Raw genomic sequence first — 20,697 nt, 5'->3', positions numbered from 1 at the left:
GTCAAAATCCAGGATCTTTTATGCATTTATAAAATATATTATGGATATTCATAAGGTGTAAACAGAAATCCTTATGAAAGGAAATGGGCATTTTAGTGAGTATTTGCTTTTTTTATTAATGGTAATTTCCCTGCCAAGCAGTGTACTTGCAGGAGAGACTGTTCTCCAAGACGGCCCTTTTAGTGGTCAGAGAGAAGAAAGATCAGGAGACTCCCTGGCTGTAATCAACGCCATCCAGCTCTCTCGTGACATCCACAGGAGCCAGCACAATGAGGACACCGAATACCGAGAAGCGGAAAAAGCAGTAAGTCTATCCATAGAGCTCGGCGACACCTTGCTGTATGCGAAGGCATTGGATAACCTTGGTCTGATGTACCGCTACCATCAGCGATATGAAGAAGCGATTCCCTTGCATGCCAAGGCCCTTGAACTGATTGCGGAGGAGGATTCCAGCTACTTGGAAAAAATGATCTTCGCCAATAATGCCGGGGTCGCCAGTCGGTACGCAGAAGATTTTGACCAAGCGGTGTACTTTTACCTGGAAGCCCTCAAGGTGGCCGAAGCACAAAACAACCTCAGAAACATCGCCATTTCGTGTAATGGCTTAGGCAATACCCTGCTCCACCTTCCCGGTCGTGAAGAAGATGCGTTGGACTACTTCGAACGCTCACTGGAAGCCGAACGGGAGCGTAACAATACCCTTGGAATAGCCATGAATTACCTTTCTATTGGCGACTATTTCACTGAAAAAAAATCGTTTGACACTGCACGAAACTACCTAAACAAATTATTGGGGATCAATCTTGCAAGAAAGGACACCTTTGGGCTGGGAATTACTTATGAATACTTTGGCCAAAACTACTTCTTGGAAGGAAAGAATTTGCAAAAAGCGGCAGCCTACTTTAACCGATCCAAGGGATTTTTTGAACACTTGGGCGACCTTCACAAGCAAGCTGATATTGCCAAGCGACAGGGGGACGTTTTCCGAAAACTCGGCAATTCTGAAGAAGCGATAAAGTTTTATAACGATTCTTGGCAAATCGCAGAAAAAATTAAAAACAAAGGGTTGATCAAGGAGTGTTCGTATTGGCTATCCACCATCTACGAACAGGACGGACAGTACAAAAAGGCACTGGAATACCTCACGATTTCCCAGCAGTATAAAGACAGTGTCGCGCTCATAGATCAGCAAACCCAAATAGCAGCCATTGAGAAGCGCTATGCCATCGAAAAAAAAGAATCACAGATTGAGTTATTGCAAAAAGACAAAGCACTGCAGAAAACCCAGTTAGAAAGCCAGCAAGCAGCCCTGAAGAGTCACCAAGTGATCCTGATCCTATTGGTGATCTTATTGGTCTTTATCGTGGTGATCGCATTTATGCAATTCCGAAACATCAAGGCGAAGAAGAAGGCAAATGAGCTTCTCCGGCGCCAAAATAACCAAATCAAAGCACAACGTGACGAAATCAAAAGTGTCAACCAACAACTGGAAGTCACCTTCGAGGAGCTGATCCAAGAACAGAAAAACACAGAAGAAAAGCGCATTAAGCTACTGGAAAGTAAGTTTGAGAACCGTATCCAATCCTTGGCCCTACAATCGCTCGAATCGCAAATGAACCCGCACTTTTTGTTTAACGGCATGAATGCCGTACGATGGCTGGTGATAAAAAATAAAAATGAAGAAGCCAAGGAGTATATCGACACCTTCGCAAAACTCCTCCGGATGAGCCTTACCAATAATCGCAAAGAGTCCATTTCCCTGGATGAGGAACTCCAATCTACCACCCTGTACCTAAAAATCGAGCAACTTAGGTTTGATAGTGAGTTCAATTATCACATTAATATTTCCACCAATGTAAATCCAAAAATGGTCAAAGTGCCTCCAAAGATCTTACAGCCACTAGTAGAAAACGCCATCAAACACGGTCTCCTTCCCAGCCGTAAATCACCCAAGATCCTCGACATCAACGTCATTGAAACTGAAGACGGAGTAATGGTCGAAGTACTGGACAATGGAAAAGGCTTTTCTGCATCCAGTGGGAGTCCCAGTGAGCCTAAACCAGACGGGACCCATCTTGGTCTAAAGCTAATCGAAGAAAGGTTAGTAATCTTTAATCAGCAACATCAAGATCAGGTAACGTTTACCATTACTCCGAGGGATAGCACAGCAGAAGACGCCACGGGAACCAGGGCCATCATCTATATCATCCAGGAGGGCACCTTAAATCCAGCCTCTTAATGTCCTTTAGCTCCTGGAAGGAAACTATAGAAAGGCTTAAAGTCAGGTTTGATTTCCGAAAAAGCAGCATGTGCAGTTCCGATCTTATGGGCTTTTTCCAACTTGAACCGCTGATAGCGTCCATCATTCATAGTTACCCGCAAAATAATGTCTCGATGGTGACTCAGTTTTGTTCCACAAAAATACTTTTTCCCATAATCCATCATTTTATAATTGGATTCGCCATTTATGAAAAGTTGAAAGCCACGTGAGGCTACGGAAGGGTGGATCAATACTTTTGCTTTGAAAAAGCCGTTGTGTGCCTCATGCTCCAAAATCACCCTGCCAAATTCTTCACCACTTACTTCCTCAGCGGCGTGATCCGTCGGATGGGGTATCAACATAAAACATTGTCCCGTTGGCTCATCCTCTACGCCAACACAGTTCCAAAAAACACTTGCAAGCGTTAGAAAAAGAAGAATTCTTACTGATTTCATCACAAATTTTTCATTCTAAACTAAGCACGCTCCAGGGTCTTGGAGGAACCCCTGGAGCTGGCTTTTAGTTACTGATTTTATTAAAAAGTAGCATGTAAATGGTCAGTCATAAAATGATATACCTAAAGGTATCATCATAAATTCGTCGGAGGAATAGTAAAATAGTAGAATGAACCCAGTGATGAGTAGAGGAATGAGATCAATTATTATTACGCATTCCCCTTCATATCCCGCCAATAATTTTCTCATTATTGATTATAGGTTAAGATGTTTCCTATATTAGCAGTGGGAATAAATTTAGTTGATCTTTAAATAATCGTTAATGAAAGTTGGGATAATCGATGATGAAATCCACTGCGTAGAAAGCCTGGCACTTGAGCTTGCGCAATTTAAGGATGAAGTAGAAATCGCTTTTTCCACCTCAAAAGTCGAAGAAGCATTGAGTTACCTCAAATCATCTTCTATCGATTTGATGTTCCTAGACGTAGAAATGCCCCGGCTAAATGGTTTTGAGCTTCTTGACATGATCGATGAGGTAGATTTTGAAGTCGTATTCACCACCGCCTATAGCCAATACGCTTTAAAGGCATTTCAATACAAGGCTTTTGATTACTTACTAAAACCTATCAGTCATGAAGAACTCGCCGAGGTTTTAAAAAAATACAACGGATATCACCAACACCTAAAAAAAGAACGCGAAGGTGATTTGATGGAATTTATTTCCTCATTAAAAAAAGACAATATCATCAAATCCAAGATCGCTGTCCCCGTAAGTGAGGGGCTGGAGTTCATCAAAGTAGATGAAATCATCTTTGCCCAAAGCCAAAACAATTATACCGTCCTACACCTAAATGATAACACCACGTTACTTTTTAGCAAAACCTTAAAAGAGGTAGAAAGAACATTAAAAAAGTACTTTTTCATACGGATCCACCAATCTTATCTGATCAATCCCAACTATATGAAAAAGTATTTTCGTCATGACGGAGGTGGAGTGCTCATGGAAAATGGCAAATCCTTGCCTATCAGCCAACGAAAAAAGGAAGAAATCATTACTCTTTTTGAGGCTATCGTAAAGAACAAATCACTATAGTGTGTTTTATGTACAAAATTAAACAGTTCACTGCACCAAAGGCGTGGTGTTTTAAATGGAGGCCTTAGCTTTTTTGTAGATGTGGCGTAATTGTGTTATTATTGATATATGCCACTACACCAACAGCTTGGCCAGGCCACAAAATTCAGAAAACAGGTAATTAATACATTAGCGCTGTTCATTTTTGCATTTCTGATGGGATGTGGCGAAAACGAGAAGAAGAAAAAAGCTGCGGTTCCATTTTGGGAAAACCCCGTACAGCTGGACTTGGAAGGCATCAAAAAACGAGGTTTCATCAGAGCTGTAGTGGACAATTCCTCCACCAGTTATTACATCTATCGTGGTCGAAGAATGGGCTATGAATATGAACTCCTTCGCAATCTGGCCAAACAACTTGATGTGCAGCTCAAGCTAATCATTAACGAAGATATCGAAAAGGCTTTCCAGATGCTCAATGCCGGAAAAGCAGATATAGTGGCCATCAACCTTGTGGTCAATGAGGATCGTAAAAAGTACGGCAGCTTTACCACCAAGCTAAACTTGCTCTCTTCTGTCCTTGTCCAAAATCGTAAAATCCCGACACTTGATTCCCTTCAGCAACTGGATAAGAAAACAGTGTATGTCAGAAAATCGGCTGTTTATAAGGATCAGCTTACCCAATTGGAGGACAGCTTACAGATCGATATAGATATCATCGAGACACCCAAAAACTCTGATGAACTTGTCGATGAGGTGGTAAGGGAAAATATAGACTTCACTTTGGTAGATGAAGATGTAGCATTGGTAAACTCAACCTATTATAGTGAAATCGACATTGGTCTGCACATCAACTCCCCGTCACCTGTAGCTTGGCTTGTACGAAAAAATGCACCGGACCTCTTGGCTGCCGTTAACGATTGGATCGATAAAGGCAAACAATCCACTTACCTTGCCATCTTATATGGGAAATATTTCCTGAACAAAAAGAATAGCTATTATCGAACCAAAAGCCCGTTTTCTTCCATCTCTGGCGACCAGATTTCGAAGTATGATGACCTGATAAAGAAAGGCGCGGATTATTTGGGCTGGGATTGGCGACTTTTGGCATCTTTGGTCTATAAAGAATCCAGGTTTAATAATGAAGCGACAAGCTATGCAGGTGCTAGAGGGCTATTACAGCTAATGCCAGTCACTTTGGAGCGCTTTGGAGTCACTAATCCCAACGATCCTACACAAAGTCTCATGGGCGGAGTAAAATACCTGAAATACTTGGATAAATTTTGGCTCGAAAGAGTCCCCGAGACAAATGAACGCATCAAGTTTATCCTGGCTTCTTACAATGTGGGGCATGGACACGTTAATGATGCTTGGCGGCTAGCCCTGAAATTTGGCAAAGACACCCGAAGATGGAGCAATGTCGCCTACTACCTGGAACGAAAATCCCAACCCAAATACTACCGGGATCCTGTCGTCAGAAGCGGCTATGCCAAAGGCCATCTGGCCGTGGCCTATGTACGCGATATACTGAGCATTTATGAATCCTATAGGGTATTGGTAGATCCGTATCCCAGAACAATAAAGGACCAAGCACTTGCCAGCAACTGATATACAACAAAAAAGGCATGGTACCAACAGCACCATGCCTTTTTTGTAATAGCTCGAAACTGATTTTATATTTTGTCAAAGATAGCCCTAAAGCTTGTTGCCGCAGCCAATTTGCCTTGCAGCTCATCGATATGGACACGTTCTTGCTCGGTAGTATCCCGATGACGAATGGTCACGGTATTATCTTCAAGGGTCTGGTGGTCCACCGCGACACAGAATGGAGTACCAATCAGGTCCTGACGGGTATAACGCTTCCCAATAGATGCGGCTTCTTCATAGACCACATTGAAATCAAACTTCAGCTGGTCAAATATTTCCCGACCTTTTTCAGGCAAACCGTCTTTTTTGGTCAGTGGAAGAATGGCTGCTTTTACAGGAGCAATAGCCGGATGTAACTTCAGGTAAGTCCTTCTTTTACCTTCCTGCTCTTCTTCCGTAAAGGCATTGCAAAGTGTCATTAAGAACAAGCGGTCGGCACCAATGGAAGTTTCGATCACATAAGGGATATAATTCTGGTTTACCTCAGGATCAAAATACTGCTGCTTCTTCCTGGAGTGCTCCTGATGACTCTTCAGGTCAAAGTCCGTTCTAGAGTGGATGCCCTCCACTTCCTTAAAGCCAAATGGAAAATCAAACTCAATATCCATAGCAGCATTAGCGTAGTGGGCCAGCTTATCATGGTCATGTGTTCGGAGTTTCTCTTCAGGAATCCCCAAGGCTTTGTGCCACTTTACACGAGTATCGGCCCATGCCTTGTACCAGTCCAACTCAGTACCAGGTCGTACAAAATATTGCATTTCCATCTGTTCAAATTCCCGCATCCGGAAAATAAACTGACGGGCCACAATTTCATTTCTAAAAGCCTTCCCGATCTGCGCGATACCGAAAGGAACCTTCATACGGGCAGTCTTTTGCACATTAAGGAAGTTGACAAAAATCCCCTGGGCCGTCTCTGGTCTGAGATAGATGGTAGAGGCATCTTCCGCCACTGAGCCTACCTGCGTCGCAAACATCAAGTTGAATTGACGCACGTCTGTCCAATTGGCCGTGCCACTAACAGGACAGGTGATGTTTTCATTTACGATCAGATCGCGCACCCCTTCTAAGTCTTCGGCTTCCAAGAGCCTACCCATGGCGGCAAGCAATGATTTGGCTTCCTCTTCTTTTCCTGCTTTTTCGAGTTCGGCAGCCTTGTCTTCGATCAGCACATCCGCACGGTATCGCTTCTTACTGTCTTTATTGTCGATCATGGGATCGTTAAAGCTGTCCACGTGTCCGGAAGCTTTCCAAGTGGTAGGATGCATAAAAATCGCCGCATCGATCCCCACGATATTATCATTCAGCCTGGTCATGGACTCCCACCATAAGCGTTTGAGGTTATTTTTGAGCTCCACTCCATAGGCGCCGTAATCGTAAACGGCCTGAAGTCCATCGTATATTTCGGATGAAGGATACACAAAGCCATATTCCTTGGCATGTGAGATAATGTCCTTCAATTGTGCATTTTCGGTTGCTTGTTCTGTCTTTGCCATAGCCGCAAAAATAGGGAAATAGGTGTTAAGATTGAAAGATAAGAAGATTGAAAAATCGGAAAATTGCCGATTTATAGGTTATACATTCCAAATAATGTTATCGTGCTACTTCAAACCTGCTTTTTTGTTCTATAAAATAAGTATCCTGTAGTGAGTGCTATCAGGAACAAAATCAGTGTGGTCCATTCATAGGTTCTTTTACTTGCCATGACTTCAGCGATCTCCTCATCTTTAATATCCAGCGCTCTTTTCAGTTTCCCAATGTCCTGTTCCTGCTTTTGAGCGATGTATTTATAATCATCCTTTTCGTATTTGATCTCTGTAGTTTCAATATTTTTGAGCATTTCCAGCTCATCCATGATCAAATTATCTTTTAGGATGATACGCTCCATCCATTCGTTGGTCTTGATCATGTCCTTTTTGGTGCGGTTGCCGAAAATCCCGGATTTTTCTTTCTCGGAGGATTTCCACTCCTGATGGAGTGCCTGTCGTTCATCTACGAGCTTTTCCAACCGATCCTGAGCCATGGTGACCATTGGAACCAATAGGAAAAGTAACAGTAAGTATTTTGTCATGGTAGTAAATTTTACGCCCATAAAGATCAAATAACGTGCCGACCAACGCAATTACAATTTGAATTTGCTTGGCTTTTTTCGCTTAAACTGTCCCTTGCGGCGTTTTTGGTTGGTATAGAAATTATAGAAGTAATTGATCGCAAACGTAATCACAGCCAAGGGGACAAAGAAATCCGGTAACATCCGCTTTATGCCCAAAAGGACGAGAAGTGTGGCAATTATGCCGACCTTAAAGGTGGTATGGCTCTCGGGATAGGTTTTTCGAATCAAAATAAGGCCCAATACCTCGATAAATACCAAAAAAATGATTAGATAAGTAAGAAGTTTGAGTGCAGACAATTGGTCGTAAAATACCGACCATCCTGCCAAGCCGGCCACAGCAATCAGGCTAATGGACTGCAGAGACGTGTTCAGTTTTTCTTTCATAGGTTATGGGTTTCTAATCAAGATAGCGGCTTTTCAGCTAAAAATCAATCCCTGGTAAATATTGAAAAAACAGTCTCTCACAGCATTTACTGAACGCCAATAGGAAAACAATTCTAATTCCGTGCATTCCGTAGTTTCTGTGAGAGACCATTCACATTTACTTTAGCCCGCATTCAATGCCGTTTAGTTAGTGTGTATCTGGAAAATACGGGTTCTATATTTTTCCCTTGGGCAGTTATTTTTCTAGCTAAATTTCTAGGTGGTTTTCATCCCTTTGCCTTTGTTACTTTTTTGCTTCAGGTCAAAAAAGTAACCCAAACCTGTCCGCCGGTGGTGGAAACCCCGCCGCCGTGCAGCTATTGGCCTAAAATTAAAACCTCCCCTCATGCAGGCAAACTCCTCCTGTTAAAGCCAAGTAAACCTTCTTTAGCTGCCAACGTTCTTTTTGGTCAGCATTTCGTCAAACGAGGCTGCCTTATTGCCCGCCCGCTTTTTAATTTCTTAACGCCCAATACCTGCAAGGCGGATTCAGTTAATAAGTCCCAAAAAGGTTTCGCTTCCTTATGACGGCCCTTGGTATGCCTGTTTTCCATCTCACCATAGCGATGCTATGATTCAATCTCCAAGCAGCCGATTTCTTGTAGTTTTAGCTCTTCCCGATAGCTATTGGGACAGGCCATGACGATTCCTAATGCATAAAACCGGGTTTAATCAAAGCGGCTTATGCCCAGCTTAAAGCTTCTCTTTGATATAATTGGTCATTAGGTTGTATAAGTGCCAAGTGGTGTTTCCGCCATAAATACCGTGGTTTCTATTGGGGTAATAGAAGGTTTCAAACTGCTTGTCAGCCGCCACCAAAGCATCCAATAAGGCTACTGAATTTTGAAAGTGGACATTGTCATCACCCGTGCCATGGATCAGCAGAAAATTCCCTTTCAACTTGTCCACATGGGTCAGGGGACTGTAATCATCATAACCGGATGGATTAAGCTGAGGAGTCTGTAGGTACCTTTCGGTATAGATGGTGTCGTAATACCTCCAAGTAGTCACCGGTGCCACAGCTATGGCTGTCTTGAAGACATCATTGCCCAGCATTAAGGACAGGGAAGACATATAGCCTCCGTAAGACCATCCCCAAATGCCAATTCTAGCACCGTCTACATAAGGAAGAGACGACAAGTATTTGGCTCCTGCGATTTGGTCCTGTACTTCCAAATTCCCCAGCTGGGCATAAGTCGCATGCTTAAAGGCACGGCCTCTGCCGCCAGTACCTCTATTGTCCACACAAACGACAATATATCCTTCCGCTGCCAAATGATGGTGCCAAAAGTCTCTCGTGCCGCCCCAAGCATTTCTTACATTCTCGGATCCCGGCCCCCCATAGACGTACATCAGAACCGGGTATTCTTTACCTGCATCAAAATCAGCCGGCTTGATCATATAGCCATTGAGCTGTGTCCCATCCACTGTTTGGAATTGGAAGAATTCTTTTTCACTCAAGGCATATTCTCCCAAGCGGTCTTTTAATGCCTTATTGTCTTCCAGCACTTTGATCGCATTCCCTTTGGCATCATTGAGGGTAATATGCAGTGGCTGATTGGCCGTGCTGTAATAGTCGATAAAATATTTCTGGTCACGGCTCATATTGATAGAATGCGATCCCTGAGCAGGAGTCAGTTCCTTTTTACCTTTGCCATTAAGCTTGATTACATACAGGTTTCTCTCCAACGGAGATTTTTCTGTAGATACATAATAGATTTTTTTGTCCCCTTCATCTACGCCGACCACTTCGGTTACTTCCCAATCTCCCGCAGTCACTTGCTGGATCAGTTTACCGTCCATATCGTGATGGTAGATGTGCTTATAGCCATCTTGTTCAGAAGTCCTGATAAAGCCTTTGCCATCTTTCAGGTAAAGGAGATTGTCATTATAATTAAGGTCCACATACGTCTCTGCAGTCTCCGTCAAAATCACTTTACTATCGCCTGTTTCTGTGTTGGCATGAAGGAGGTCAAGTTGGTTTTGTAGCCTGTTGAGACGGATAAATGCCAAGGTCTCGCTATTGCCAGTCCAGTAGATTCGTGGTAAATAAATGTCTTTTTCAATGCCCGAGTCCATGGTTCTGGACTCATCGTTTTTCAAGTCATAAACATGGATACTTACTTCTGCATTTTTCTCCCCTGCCTTTGGGTACTTGAATTTATAGTCTTGTGGATAGAGCGGTCCCCAAAGCTGCATGTTGTATTCCGGTACTGCAGATTCATCAAAACGGATAAAAGCGATTTTTTTGCCGTCAGGTGACCATTCGAATGCCTGTGCCATGGAAAACTCCTCTTCATACACCCAGTCTGCCGAACCGTTGATGACATGGTTCCATTCACCATCGCTTGTGATTTGGTGCACCTCGTTATCAGCCAATGTGATATAATACAGGTCATTATCCTTAACGAAAGCCACTTTGGTATTGTCTGGAGAAAGTGTGGCGTAGGAAATTTTCTCTCCATCCATCAACTTTTGGGATATTCCTGAGGCAATGTCCACGACATAAAACACCCCTTTTGAAGACCTTCTGTAGATGCTCTCCACCTCGGTAGCAATTAAGGCCTTCGTCTCATCGTTATTGAAGGAGTAGCTGGAAAATTCAATTCCCAACTTATTGCCATCTATTAACACTGCTTCTTGTTCTCCGGTGCTAATATTCATCTTGACCACCTTGGAGATGCCATCCTCCTTGACCAATGAGCTGTAGAATTGTCCATCTTTCATCCAATTGATGCCTCTGACGGATTCTTGATTAAATACTCCTTCCTTGAAAATGGATGCCAAGGAAACCTCCTTTTGTTGTGCGTAAATTTCTGTACACATACTGATCATTAATGCCGCTAGCGCGAAAATGCTTATTCGGTTCATAAATAGTTATATTGTGGATTTAATTCTGTGCGCTAAATATAATGAAATTGACCTTCAAGGTCACCATCTAGGCTATTGAGTTCTCAGCACAAGTTTCTTTTCAAGGGATTTTTCAAGCATTTGTCTCTTTTGTGCAATTATTATGCACAGACATGAATTAGATTTGGATATATCAAAGGTGTCCCATCCCTTAAGATGGGGTTATTTTAATCACAAACTGTACTTTTATGAAATCTTTTGAACAAAACACATTCGACCTAAAAAAAATGGGCGTAGAAGAAATCTCTGATCTTCAACAAAATGAGATCAATGGAGGGTTGTCCCTTTCACTTCCTTCACTTTCTTCATTGTCGCTACCGTCTGTGGACGCTTCTGCAGGAGCTGGTCTTAACCTCGCAGCAGTGTTGGGCGGCCTGACACTTGGACTTGGCATTAACCTAGGACTATCTGTGAATTCATAACACAGAAAGGTTCTACAAGCCAATATACAGCAGGAAAACGATCGATTTTCCTGCTTTTTTTATCTTAACTGTAGCGGGCCACAAAGCCTCAAAGACACAAAGGTCGGTGATTAACTTCCCTCCTGTTGTTCCGACCATAGCCGTCAGTTTAAGCTGCTATCAGCACACCAGCTACCACAAATACATGAACTTAGCTGTTCGGGATTTGTAATCGCGAACCGGAATAATGGGGATTTAAAATCCCCCTAGACCATTTGTCAATAGTCCAGACATTAATAAAAACATAGATTTTCAGCAACTTACAAACGTTAGCCTGACGGCTATGGTTGTTCCGACAGCTGTGCTGCGGAACCATGAGCTTTGAGTTTATAACTCAGCACCACAAGGTGTATTCTTTGTGTCTTGGGGACTTGGTGGCAATATTTTTATTAATCCGGAAGAATGTTTAGAAATCATAGCGAAGTCATTTAAATTTACTCCATGAAGAAAAAAATAGCTTTGGTAACCGGGGGCTTTACCGGAGAATCCGTGGTTTCGTTGAAAAGTGCGGCAGTAGTAGAAACTCAGATCGACAGGGATCGCTATGATATCTATAAAATCATCATTGAAAAAGGCCATTGGTACTACACTGACCAAAGCGGTCAAAAACTAACCGTGGACCTTAACGACTTTTCGGTACGGATTCACAAGGAAAAGATCACCTTTGATGGTGTATTCAACATCCTTCACGGCTCACCTGGAGAGGATGGCAAGCTGGCGGGATATTTTGATATGATGGGGATTCCCTATACTACCTGTGACCCGCTCACCTCCGCCATTACCATGAACAAGGGCTATACGAAAGCCATCATTCAGGACATCGAAGGCCTCCACGTGGCCAAATCCCTCCAACTGTTCAAAAACACTCCCCAAAACGCCCAGCGTGTGATTGATGAGCTCAGCTTGCCCTACTTCGTCAAGCCCAATAATGGCGGCAGCAGCATTGGCATGAGCAAGGTAAAAAGCAAAGAAGAAGTCCAAGAAGCCCTGGACAAGGCCTTTGCAGAAGACAGCCAAGTGCTGATCGAGGAGTTTGTGTCAGGTAGGGAATTCTCCATCGGCATGTACAAGGTGGATGATGAAGTCATCGTCCTTCCCGCTACGGAAATTGTCAGTTCCAAAGAGTTTTTTGACTTCGAAGCCAAATATACCGCTGGAGTCACAGAAGAGATCACCCCTGGACGAATGAGCGAGGAGGAGGTAAACAGGGTAAAAGTTGTTGCCGAAAAAGTCTATCTAAAGCTCAACTGCAAAGGAGCCGTGAGAATGGATTATTTCTTAGAGCAAAATACCAGGAAAATCTTCTTTATCGAAATCAACACCGTACCCGGCCAAACTGAAACCAGCCTTATTTCGCAGCAGGTAAGAGCCGTTGGCAAAACAGTCAAGGAATTCTATACCGAGATCATTGAGGAAATGTGGAAGTAATACGGGGAAAATGAAAAAAATCAGCACAAAAAAAGAAGTCTCTTGACTTCAATCTAAGCCGACAACTTCCGCAAAAGGAATGATGGCGGTCATCTTTTTCAACAACTTAATTTTTAAGTTAAAAACGTCATTGCGCGAACACAGCACAATGACGTTTTTTATATGCATAAACCGGGTCAAATACCAAACTTCTTCTTCAAGGTATCGACATAATCCAGCTTCTCCCAAGTGAACAGCTCTACATCCAAGTTGATGGATGTACCATCAGGCGAAACGAATGTTTTGTTTTTTACCTCATTGGTTCTGCCCATGTGGCCGTAGGCGGCCGTTTCTTCATAAATTGGATTGCGGAGCTTTAGCCTTTGCTCAATGGCGTAAGGGCGCATATCGAAAATCTTTTGGATCTTTTCGGCGATCTCCCCATCTGTTATATCTACCTTGCTCGTTCCGTAGGTATTGATATAAATGCCCATTGGCTCGGCTACACCGATGGCGTAGGAGACTTGGACCAGCACTTCATCGGCAATGCCTGCCGCCACCATGTTTTTGGCGATGTGGCGAGTAGCATAGGCTGCGGAGCGGTCCACTTTTGAGGGATCTTTACCGGAAAATGCCCCTCCTCCGTGGGCTCCTTTGCCACCGTAAGTATCCACGATGATCTTACGACCGGTCAGCCCTGCATCTCCATGCGGCCCACCAATCACAAACTTCCCTGTAGGATTGATATGATAGGTAATGTCATCGGTAAAGAGCGACTGGATTTCCGGGATCAGCTGAGCTTTTACCCTTGGAATCAAAATGCTGATCAAGTCCTCCTTGATTTTTTTCAGCATGGTAGGCTCATCGGCAAACTCATCATGCTGCGTCGAAATCACAATGGTCTTGATCCGCTGGGGGACGTTATCGTCACTGTATTCGATCGTTACCTGTGCTTTGGCATCTGGGCGGAGGTAAGAGATCTCCTCATTCTCCCTTCTCAGCTCAGCAAGTTCTTTCAGTAGCCTGTGCGAAAGGTCCAGTGCCAAAGGCATATAATTCTGGGTCTCATTGGTGGCATAGCCGAACATCATCCCTTGGTCACCCGCCCCTTGTTCCTCGGGACTTGTACGATCCACGCCTTGGTTGATATCCGGTGACTGGTCATGGATGGCAGAAAGCACACCGCAAGAGCTTCCGTCAAACATGTATTCTCCCTTCACGTAGCCGATCCTGTTGATCACATCACGGGCGATTTTCTGGACGTCAAGATAAGTATTGGACTTCACCTCTCCTGCTAAGACCACTTGTCCAGTGGTCACCAGCGTTTCACAAGCCACCTTGGACTGGGGATCAAACGCCAAAAAATTATCAATCAATGCATCTGATATTTGATCAGAAATTTTATCAGGATGTCCCTCAGAAACAGATTCTGAGGTAAATAAATAAGGCATATATCGAATGTTTAATTACATGTAGAAATGGCGTGTAAAATTAAAGTATAAGCAGGAAATAAAAAACTTTTACTTTGGGATAAATGATGTCAGGCCTATACGCTTGTTTAACGGGTGTTTTTAGAGATGCTTTTTTGCCACATAGTCAGGAAGCAACCATTCCAACCGTTGTTCCGACAGCTGGGCTGCGGAACTATGAACAGTGAGCTTTTAAACCCAATACCACTTGCCCCGTCGGCCACAAAGGTTCGAAGGCACCAAGTTTCAAATATGACCCTTAGGCTTCACGGCCTATTTAACCGCTAAATTACAGACGTGTATTGTCTGAGGGATTGCAAATCCCTTTTATTTCCCCACTTTGTAATGCTCCCATCTGGTCTTAGTCTCCCGACTGAGACCTCAACTCCCACAAGTCTCCAGACTTGCAGCGTAACCAAGGTACCAAGTACGAAGAAGTGGGAAGTGGAAAGGAAGTTGGAAGTTAGAAGTAAGGTATCAAATGCGATAAAGCACAAGCTCCGTTAATGTTGCAATTCTCCAATCTTCCAACCTCCAACCTTCCAACATCTCAACTTTTTAACGTTTAGACCTTATAATGCTCCTTTGGCTGGCCCTTCAGGATTTTCACTGCAGATTCAGCGGTGATGTCGCGTTGTGGATTGGCCAGCATCTCGTAGCCGACCATAAACTTTTTCACCGTCGCAGAGCGTAGGAGTGGAGGGTAGAATACCATATGCAGATCCCACTCTGGATGGTTTTGGCCATCCGTTGGGGCTTGGTGGATTCCTGCCGAATAGGGAAAGGACACCTTAAACATATTGTCATACATGATGGCCAGCTGGCGATAAGCATCTGCTAAGGCAGCCATCTGACCTTCATCCATATCTGCCAGACTCGCGATATGCGTCTTAGGTGCGATCATCGCCTCAAAGGGCCATACCGCCCAGAAAGGCACCAAGCCCACGAAATATTCATTCTCGAAAAGAATACGCTCGCCTTTCTTGAGTTCCTCGTACACATAGTCGAGCACCATGCTACGCCCATATTTCTGGTAATATTCACCAAACTTCACCTGCTTTTTGGCCGGCTCCACCGGGATGGATTCCTGCGCCCAGATCTGTCCATGGGGATGGGGATTGGAGCAGCCCATCACCGGACCTTTGTTTTCGAAAATCTGGACATGATTGATAAAATCCTTGCTGCCCAATTCCTGGTATTCCTTTTTCCATAGCTCCACCACCTTGGTGATGGCCTCCACATCCAGCTCGGGAATGGTCAGGTCATGGCGGGGTGAAAAGCAGATCACTTTGCAAATTCCCCGTTCGCTTTTGGCCTTGAAAAACTCTCCTTCGGACATTTCCCCCTGTGGAATATCGGAGGTCAATGCCCCAAAATCATTCTGGAATACGTATGCGCCATTATAATCAGGGTTTTTCTCGCCATTTATACGGGTATTGCCGGGGCACAAGTAGCACTTTTCATCATATGTGGGCTTTTGCGCTTCGGCGGTATCTTCTTCCTGTCCCTGCCATGGCCGCTTGCCACGATGGGGAGACACTTGGAGCCAGTCACCGGTAAATGGATTATATCTTCTATGACTATGGTCTTCAAAATTAAAATCAGACATAAGGGTTGAATCTTGTAATGTTATTGGGACACAATTGTCACTTGGTTGAGTCAGAGACTCAATTTTAGGGTGCACCGGGGCGGAGCCCCAGCACAACGTTTACTTTTATCTTACAAATTAATACGCTCTACTCAAACTATCCGACTACTCTCGTACCATCCGTGACGTCCACTTCATAGATTTGGAGGGATTTGCCGAAGGCTTTTTCGTAAGCAGCGGCTACTTCCTTTTCGAACGTCTCCTTGGCACTTTTTTCCACCAAGTTAATGGTACAGCCACCAAAGCCACCACCCATCATCCGGGCACCAGCGACAGCCTCACGGGACTTGGCAAAATCGGCCAAAAAATCCAGTTCTTTACAGCTCACTTCATATAGCTCAGAAAGCCCGTCGTGGGAACCGTACATCTGCTGTCCGAAACCTTTGATATCACCTTTTTCCAACAGCTCACAGCCTTTGAGCAAACGGGCATTTTCCTCAATCACAAATTTGCACCGCCGGAAGACCACGTCGCTGATTTTGGACTTGGCCTCTTCCAGCATTTCCAACGTCACATCACGGAGACTCTTGACGGTTTGATTGGTCTGCTGAACAGCGGCCACACCATCTTGGCACTCCCTTCTACGGTCATTATAAGCAGAGTCGGCCAGGGAGTGCTTTACCTGTGTATCGCACAGGATGATTTGGTAATCTCCAAGGTCGATCGGGAAATAGCTGTATTCAAGGGATCGGCAGTCCAATCGGATGGCATGGTCATCCTTGCCCATCATGGAAGCAAATTGATCCATGATCCCACACTGGACCCCAGCAAATTCATGCTCCGCCTTTTGGGCATACTTCAGCATGTCCAAGCGCTCCAGTCCAAGACCGAATAATTCGGACAAAGCCAGACAAACACCATTTTCCACCGCCGCGGAAGACGATAATCCTGCCCCTACGGGCACATCCCCTCCAAACACCAGGTCAAACCCTTCGATGGAGTAGCCGGCCTTCTGCAATTGCGCCACGACGCCCATTACATAATTGCCCCAGCCACCTTCCATCCGCTCAAAATCTTGCAGGTCAAAGGTCAGGGATTCCTGAAAATCGAGGGAAAACAACCGGCATTCATCACTGTCATTTTTTTGGACAGCAATGACGATCTCCTTGTTGATCGCTGCGGGAAGTACGAAACCTTCGTTATAATCGGTATGCTCCCCGATCAGGTTGATCCTTCCGGGGGATTTGACGACAATTGGTTTTTTGTCAAACAGCTCGAAGAACGCTGACGTGATAATTTCTGGGTTCATGATAATACGGTTACTTTACTTAATGACTGAAAATTTAAAAGCCGTGAAACTCTGGAAAGTTTCTCCCGGCCGGAGCACTACCGTGGGGAAATGAGGTTGGTTTGGGGAATCCGGAAAGTGCTGCGTCTCCAATGCAATGCCGCCATGCTTTGGATATGTCTTTCCCTTTCCCTCGAGCGTCCCATCAAAATAATTGGCAGAATACAATTGAATACCAGGTTCTGAAGTGGCTACTTCCATGCAGATCCCTGATGCTTCGGAGGAGAGCACTGCCGCGGGCTGGTTTTTGTCAACCACCAAGGTCTGGTCCAGGCCATTGGCAATCACCGTCTGCGGATGATCGGCCATCACTCCCTCCTTGATCTTTTTGGTATTGAGGAAATCCAATGGCGTCCCCTTTACTGAAAGGATTTCTCCGGTAGGAATACTACCTTCTTTGACTGCCACATAGAGCGGCGCACTGACCTGTAGGTCGTGCTCTAAGATGGTGGATGAAAGGTCTCCTGAAAGGTTGAAATAAGAATGATTGGTAAGGTTGATCACGGTGGTTTTGTCAGTCTTGGCACCATAGGTAAGCGTCAGTTCGTTTTCCTCCGAAAGCGTAAAGGCTACCGTTACCGTCAAGTTTCCTGGGTAGTTTTCTTCCCCATCAGGACTGACATAGGTGAATTCCACACCATCATCGAGGATAGCGGCTTTCCATATTTTTTTATCAAACCCTTCCAAGCCACCGTGCAAGTGGTGGTCGCCATTGTTTACCGCCATTTCGTAGGGCTTGCCTTCCAAGGTAAACCTTCCGCGGTCAATACGGTTACATACCCTTCCCACGGTACAGCCCATAAAAGCTCCTGCTTGGAGATATTTTTCACTGATATAGTCCTCAAACCGGTCAAAACCGAGCACCACGTCAGTAGGGGTTCCGGTTCGGTCCGGAACTTCAAGATGGGTAAGTGTAGCACCGTAATTGGTCACACAGGCTTTTGCTCCGTTGGCATTCCTTAAGGTAAATAAATGGATATCAGTGCCGGTGTGGGTTTGACCAAAAACGGTCTTTTCGACAGTGACTTTAGCGCGATTGGTACTTTCTTTAGACAAGGGTAAAAGGTTTATTGACTGACTATTTTCACAAATGTAGCAGCCAATTTAAGGTATTAAAAAATGTAATTCAGGGCATTTGTAGGTAAATTTTGAAAAAAACGTTCCCGAAAACGTTTCCATCCATCACTTATTTTTCTGAGGACTTTCGAATGACCAATTCTGTATCCAACACGATATTTTTTGGCTCAAAGCCATCTGGATCCATCAGCTGGTCCAGCAGATTATTGGCCGCCAGGCGTCCCATTTCATAGGCTGGCTGGTCCACCGTGGACAATGCTGGCTCCAAGGCATCTGACACGGGCATATTGGTAAATCCCACCAAAGCGATATCCTGCGGAATGCGAATCCCACGTCCTTTTAAGAATTTCATCACGTCAATGGCCACAGGATCATTGATCGCAAAGATGGCGTCCGGCGGGTTTGGCTGGTCCAATAAATCCCGCACCATTGCCTGGGTCGTCTCCGAGGTCAAATCGCTGTGCCGCACCAAGCCCGGATCCATGATAATTCCCTTTTCGCTCAGTGCTTTTTCATAACCGTCCATCCGCTTCTGGCTGATGTACATGCCTTCCGGCCCAGAAAGGAAGGCAATTCGCTGACAGCCCTGCTCGATCAAATGTCGCGTCACCTTGTACGCACCCAAAGTATCATCCACCGTCACCGTGGACACTGGCAATCCTTCCAGGATGCGGTCAAAGAGCACAAAAGGAATTTCACGGTCGATGAGATTTTGGAGATGATCATACGATACCGTTTCCCGGCTAAGGGAAATCAATAGCCCGTCCACCCGGCTGGAAACCAAGGTGCGGATATCGGATTTCTCTTGCTCAAAACTCTCATTGGACTGACAGATCATCACATTGTACCCCCTGCGGTACGCCGTATCCTGAATACCGCTGATATTAGACGCAAAAAAATGGGAAGCCAGCTCGGGGACAACGATCCCCAAGGTCTTGGTCTTATTGACCCGTAAACTCTGGGCAACCACATTGGGCGAATAATTTAGCTTATCGGCCATCGCCAACACCTTCTTGCGGGTTTCCAGCTTGATTTCCGGAGAATTCCGCAATGCCCGCGAAACAGTAGAAATGCTTATGTTCAGCTTCAACGCGATATCCCTGATGGTAACTTGTCCTTTTTTCATTTTATTCCATTCACTTAAAAAATGAATATACAGTTTTTTTGGGGAAAGTGTCTTAAACAAATGCCACAGTTCGCATTTTGGATGCTGGAAGTCACCAGGTCGCCAAGGTACTAAGATGACCGTTAAACGCGGATTCTAAGACATCGAAAAAAAACTACCTTAAAACAGCTAACTTATTTGGTATCCCCAATTAGGAACATTGGGCACAATAGGGGGGGTAGGCACCAGGGCAAACGCGTTTAGTGTTTTGAAGGGAAAAATTTTCGTGTGGGCATAGCTATCATCCGTGCCGCTGGCACTCCTCCGGGAGGTTGAGGAGCGCTTAAGCTCCTGCAGATGAATCCGCAGGTTACAAAATTAATCGGGCCGCTGGCACTTTGCCCCAATTTGTACATTGAAAACCGCGGTAGCCTATCTTGCCGAATGGCGGGATAGGCTGAAAGCATGATGAGTTGATTTGGTTGGGGTAAAGCCCTGACCTAATGCCGTTTAATAAGTCCCAAAAAAGGTATCACTTCTTGATAAACGGCCCTTGGTATGCCTGTTTTCCAGCCGATGGTGGAGGCCGTTAAGAAAGGGAGTTGGCTCGCGTCGTGGAACAGCGAGACCCACTCGCTTTTAGGCCGTAGCCATCGGGTGGAAATTAAAATGGGTGACGGATCCACGTCGCAGGGGAAATCCATGTCCCATTTTTAAAAGGCATACCACCGGCCTGGATTTTTTTCTTTCTTTTTTCATCAATGGAAAAAAGGAAAAGGATAAAGTCCATCTCTAGTTCCGCATTTGAAATGCGAACTGCTGAGAAAGGCATTTGTAATGCCTCCTTGCAGTAAAGCTCCCAGAAATATGGCTTGATCCCTGACTATTCTGCCTCATCCGCCTTTGGCAGAGGGTCATATAGAAGGTGCAGGTGACCACAAAAAATGATTACATTAAAAAGGGTGAGTTATGCAGGATCGGCAGATATAAATGCAAATAGAAACATTTTTTTAACCCGCTTTATGCATTAGGAATCGTTATGAGAACTGAAACTACAAGAAAATCAGGCTGTTTGGAGATTGAATCATCCGCCGCGGCGGATGGTGAAATCGAAAACAGCAGCGAAGCAACTGATTTTGTCCGCCGCGGCGGATCAGGTCGCAATAGATAGGCTAGTGCATAATGCGGGTTTAAATGCCTTTGCCCTGAGGTAAGCATCTGATCAGTCTGCTGTTCCTTCGGTGCTTTTGTTGGATCAATAGGATTAATATTAGTTTTCATTATTAAATATTACTGTCGTCCGATTAAATTTCACATACGCTGAAAAAGTAGATTTAAATGAAAACAGATAAGATTTACTCGATTTCT

General features: G+C 44.6%; 18 protein-coding genes. 7 read left to right on the top strand and 11 right to left on the bottom strand.

Annotated elements, in window-relative coordinates; translation table 11 throughout:
• Window positions 1-73: 73 nt before the first annotated feature.
• A complete protein-coding gene (locus FDP09_RS03160; protein ID WP_137401262.1) occupies window positions 74-2,239 on the top strand; it encodes a tetratricopeptide repeat protein in 2,166 nt (721 codons plus the stop codon).
• Here the strand turns inward: FDP09_RS03160 and FDP09_RS03155 are convergent.
• Window positions 2,236-2,715 carry a hypothetical protein gene (locus tag FDP09_RS03155; RefSeq protein WP_137401261.1) on the bottom strand — a complete coding sequence of 160 codons (480 nt, stop codon included), beginning with the start codon at window positions 2,713-2,715 and terminating at the stop codon, window positions 2,236-2,238. The two genes, FDP09_RS03160 and FDP09_RS03155, sit on opposite strands and share 4 nt — an antisense overlap.
• Window positions 2,716-3,037: 322 nt before the next feature.
• Here FDP09_RS03155 and FDP09_RS03150 point away from each other — a divergent pair, with 322 nt between their 5' ends.
• Both FDP09_RS03150 and FDP09_RS03145 read left to right on the top strand, forming a co-directional pair.
• Complete coding sequence (locus FDP09_RS03150) at window positions 3,038-3,808, top strand: LytR/AlgR family response regulator transcription factor (protein ID WP_137401260.1); 771 nt, start codon at window positions 3,038-3,040, stop codon at window positions 3,806-3,808.
• 108 nt (window positions 3,809-3,916) lie between these two features.
• A complete protein-coding gene (locus tag FDP09_RS03145) occupies window positions 3,917-5,392 on the top strand; it encodes an MltF family protein (protein ID WP_229683407.1) in 1,476 nt (491 codons plus the stop codon).
• Between the two features lie 65 nt (window positions 5,393-5,457).
• On the opposite strand, the gene FDP09_RS03140 is transcribed toward FDP09_RS03145, so the two are convergent.
• From FDP09_RS03140 to FDP09_RS03130, 3 genes are all read right to left on the bottom strand, one after another.
• Window positions 5,458-6,924, bottom strand: coding sequence for a glycine--tRNA ligase (locus FDP09_RS03140; RefSeq protein ID WP_137401259.1), 1,467 nt, complete (start codon window positions 6,922-6,924; stop codon window positions 5,458-5,460).
• A gap of 110 nt (window positions 6,925-7,034) precedes the next feature.
• On the bottom strand, window positions 7,035-7,499 hold the full coding sequence (locus FDP09_RS03135; protein WP_137401258.1) for a Clp protease ClpB: 465 nt from the start codon (window positions 7,497-7,499) through the stop codon (window positions 7,035-7,037).
• Window positions 7,500-7,550: 51 nt separating this feature from the next.
• Window positions 7,551-7,925, bottom strand: a complete 375-nt coding sequence (locus FDP09_RS03130; protein ID WP_137401257.1) for a hypothetical protein — start codon at window positions 7,923-7,925, stop codon at window positions 7,551-7,553.
• A 192-nt stretch (window positions 7,926-8,117) separates the two neighbouring features.
• Here FDP09_RS03130 and FDP09_RS03125 point away from each other — a divergent pair, with 192 nt between their 5' ends.
• The gene (locus tag FDP09_RS03125; RefSeq protein ID WP_137401256.1) at window positions 8,118-8,492 is read left to right on the top strand and encodes a hypothetical protein; all 375 of its coding nucleotides are present in this window, start codon (window positions 8,118-8,120) and stop codon (window positions 8,490-8,492) included.
• A 165-nt stretch (window positions 8,493-8,657) separates the two neighbouring features.
• Here FDP09_RS03125 and FDP09_RS03120 read toward each other — a convergent pair whose 3' ends face one another.
• Window positions 8,658-10,835, bottom strand: a complete 2,178-nt coding sequence (locus FDP09_RS03120) for a S9 family peptidase (protein ID WP_137401255.1) — start codon at window positions 10,833-10,835, stop codon at window positions 8,658-8,660.
• Between the two features lie 227 nt (window positions 10,836-11,062).
• Here FDP09_RS03120 and FDP09_RS03115 point away from each other — a divergent pair, with 227 nt between their 5' ends.
• Window positions 11,063-11,296, top strand: coding sequence for a hypothetical protein (locus tag FDP09_RS03115; RefSeq protein ID WP_137401254.1), 234 nt, complete (start codon window positions 11,063-11,065; stop codon window positions 11,294-11,296).
• 480 nt (window positions 11,297-11,776) lie between these two features.
• Window positions 11,777-12,763 (top strand): D-alanine--D-alanine ligase, encoded by a 987-nt coding sequence (locus FDP09_RS03110; RefSeq protein ID WP_137401253.1) that lies wholly within the window; start codon window positions 11,777-11,779, stop codon window positions 12,761-12,763.
• A gap of 176 nt (window positions 12,764-12,939) precedes the next feature.
• Here the strand turns inward: FDP09_RS03110 and metK are convergent, their stop codons facing one another.
• The 5 genes from metK to FDP09_RS03085 all read right to left on the bottom strand — a co-directional run bounded on the left by metK (window position 12,940) and on the right by FDP09_RS03085 (window position 19,350).
• Window positions 12,940-14,193 (bottom strand): methionine adenosyltransferase, encoded by a 1,254-nt coding sequence (metK, locus tag FDP09_RS03105; protein WP_137401252.1) that lies wholly within the window; start codon window positions 14,191-14,193, stop codon window positions 12,940-12,942.
• Between the two features lie 583 nt (window positions 14,194-14,776).
• Entirely contained in the window at window positions 14,777-15,820 is a 1,044-nt protein-coding gene (locus FDP09_RS03100) for a UDP-glucose--hexose-1-phosphate uridylyltransferase (protein WP_137401251.1), read from the bottom strand.
• 136 nt (window positions 15,821-15,956) lie between these two features.
• Window positions 15,957-17,108: a galactokinase gene (locus FDP09_RS03095; RefSeq protein WP_137401250.1), complete on the bottom strand. Its 1,152-nt coding sequence runs from the start codon at window positions 17,106-17,108 to the stop codon at window positions 15,957-15,959.
• A gap of 15 nt (window positions 17,109-17,123) precedes the next feature.
• A complete protein-coding gene (locus FDP09_RS03090) occupies window positions 17,124-18,203 on the bottom strand; it encodes an aldose epimerase family protein (RefSeq protein WP_137401249.1) in 1,080 nt (359 codons plus the stop codon).
• A gap of 130 nt (window positions 18,204-18,333) precedes the next feature.
• Window positions 18,334-19,350: a LacI family DNA-binding transcriptional regulator gene (locus tag FDP09_RS03085; protein ID WP_137401248.1), complete on the bottom strand. Its 1,017-nt coding sequence runs from the start codon at window positions 19,348-19,350 to the stop codon at window positions 18,334-18,336.
• A gap of 537 nt (window positions 19,351-19,887) precedes the next feature.
• Here FDP09_RS03085 and FDP09_RS23665 point away from each other — a divergent pair.
• A complete protein-coding gene (locus FDP09_RS23665; protein ID WP_187328780.1) occupies window positions 19,888-20,046 on the top strand; it encodes a hypothetical protein in 159 nt (52 codons plus the stop codon).
• A gap of 303 nt (window positions 20,047-20,349) precedes the next feature.
• Here the strand turns inward: FDP09_RS23665 and FDP09_RS03080 are convergent, their stop codons facing one another.
• A complete protein-coding gene (locus FDP09_RS03080) occupies window positions 20,350-20,610 on the bottom strand; it encodes a hypothetical protein (RefSeq protein ID WP_137401247.1) in 261 nt (86 codons plus the stop codon).
• Window positions 20,611-20,697 lie beyond the last annotated feature (87 nt).

It is taken from the genome of Echinicola rosea, from assembly GCF_005281475.1.
GTDB classification, from domain to species: Bacteria; Bacteroidota; Bacteroidia; order Cytophagales; family Cyclobacteriaceae; genus Echinicola; species Echinicola rosea.
The sequence above is the reverse complement of the archived record's forward strand: the minus strand, read 5'-3'. Positions and strand labels throughout refer to the sequence as shown.

Excerpts from the sequence above, each read along its gene's own strand:
- FDP09_RS03150 (WP_137401260.1), top strand. The coding sequence starts at position 3,038 with ATGAAAGTTGGGATAATCGATGATGAAATCCACTGCGTAGAAAGCCTG.
- FDP09_RS03130 (WP_137401257.1), bottom strand. The coding sequence starts at position 7,925 with ATGAAAGAAAAACTGAACACGTCTCTGCAGTCCATTAGCCTGATTGCT.
- FDP09_RS03080 (WP_137401247.1), bottom strand. The coding sequence starts at position 20,610 with ATGAAAACTAATATTAATCCTATTGATCCAACAAAAGCACCGAAGGAA.
- FDP09_RS23665 (WP_187328780.1), top strand. The coding sequence starts at position 19,888 with ATGCCTGTTTTCCAGCCGATGGTGGAGGCCGTTAAGAAAGGGAGTTGG.
- FDP09_RS03095 (WP_137401250.1), bottom strand. The coding sequence starts at position 17,108 with ATGAACCCAGAAATTATCACGTCAGCGTTCTTCGAGCTGTTTGACAAA.
- FDP09_RS03085 (WP_137401248.1), bottom strand. The coding sequence starts at position 19,350 with ATGAAAAAAGGACAAGTTACCATCAGGGATATCGCGTTGAAGCTGAAC.
- FDP09_RS03100 (WP_137401251.1), bottom strand. The coding sequence starts at position 15,820 with ATGTCTGATTTTAATTTTGAAGACCATAGTCATAGAAGATATAATCCA.
- metK (WP_137401252.1), bottom strand. The coding sequence starts at position 14,193 with ATGCCTTATTTATTTACCTCAGAATCTGTTTCTGAGGGACATCCTGAT.
- FDP09_RS03155 (WP_137401261.1), bottom strand. The coding sequence starts at position 2,715 with ATGAAATCAGTAAGAATTCTTCTTTTTCTAACGCTTGCAAGTGTTTTT.
- FDP09_RS03120 (WP_137401255.1), bottom strand. The coding sequence starts at position 10,835 with ATGAACCGAATAAGCATTTTCGCGCTAGCGGCATTAATGATCAGTATG.
- FDP09_RS03110 (WP_137401253.1), top strand. The coding sequence starts at position 11,777 with ATGAAGAAAAAAATAGCTTTGGTAACCGGGGGCTTTACCGGAGAATCC.
- FDP09_RS03115 (WP_137401254.1), top strand. The coding sequence starts at position 11,063 with ATGAAATCTTTTGAACAAAACACATTCGACCTAAAAAAAATGGGCGTA.
- FDP09_RS03160 (WP_137401262.1), top strand. The coding sequence starts at position 74 with ATGAAAGGAAATGGGCATTTTAGTGAGTATTTGCTTTTTTTATTAATG.
- FDP09_RS03140 (WP_137401259.1), bottom strand. The coding sequence starts at position 6,924 with ATGGCAAAGACAGAACAAGCAACCGAAAATGCACAATTGAAGGACATT.
- FDP09_RS03145 (WP_229683407.1), top strand. The coding sequence starts at position 3,917 with ATGCCACTACACCAACAGCTTGGCCAGGCCACAAAATTCAGAAAACAG.
- FDP09_RS03135 (WP_137401258.1), bottom strand. The coding sequence starts at position 7,499 with ATGACAAAATACTTACTGTTACTTTTCCTATTGGTTCCAATGGTCACC.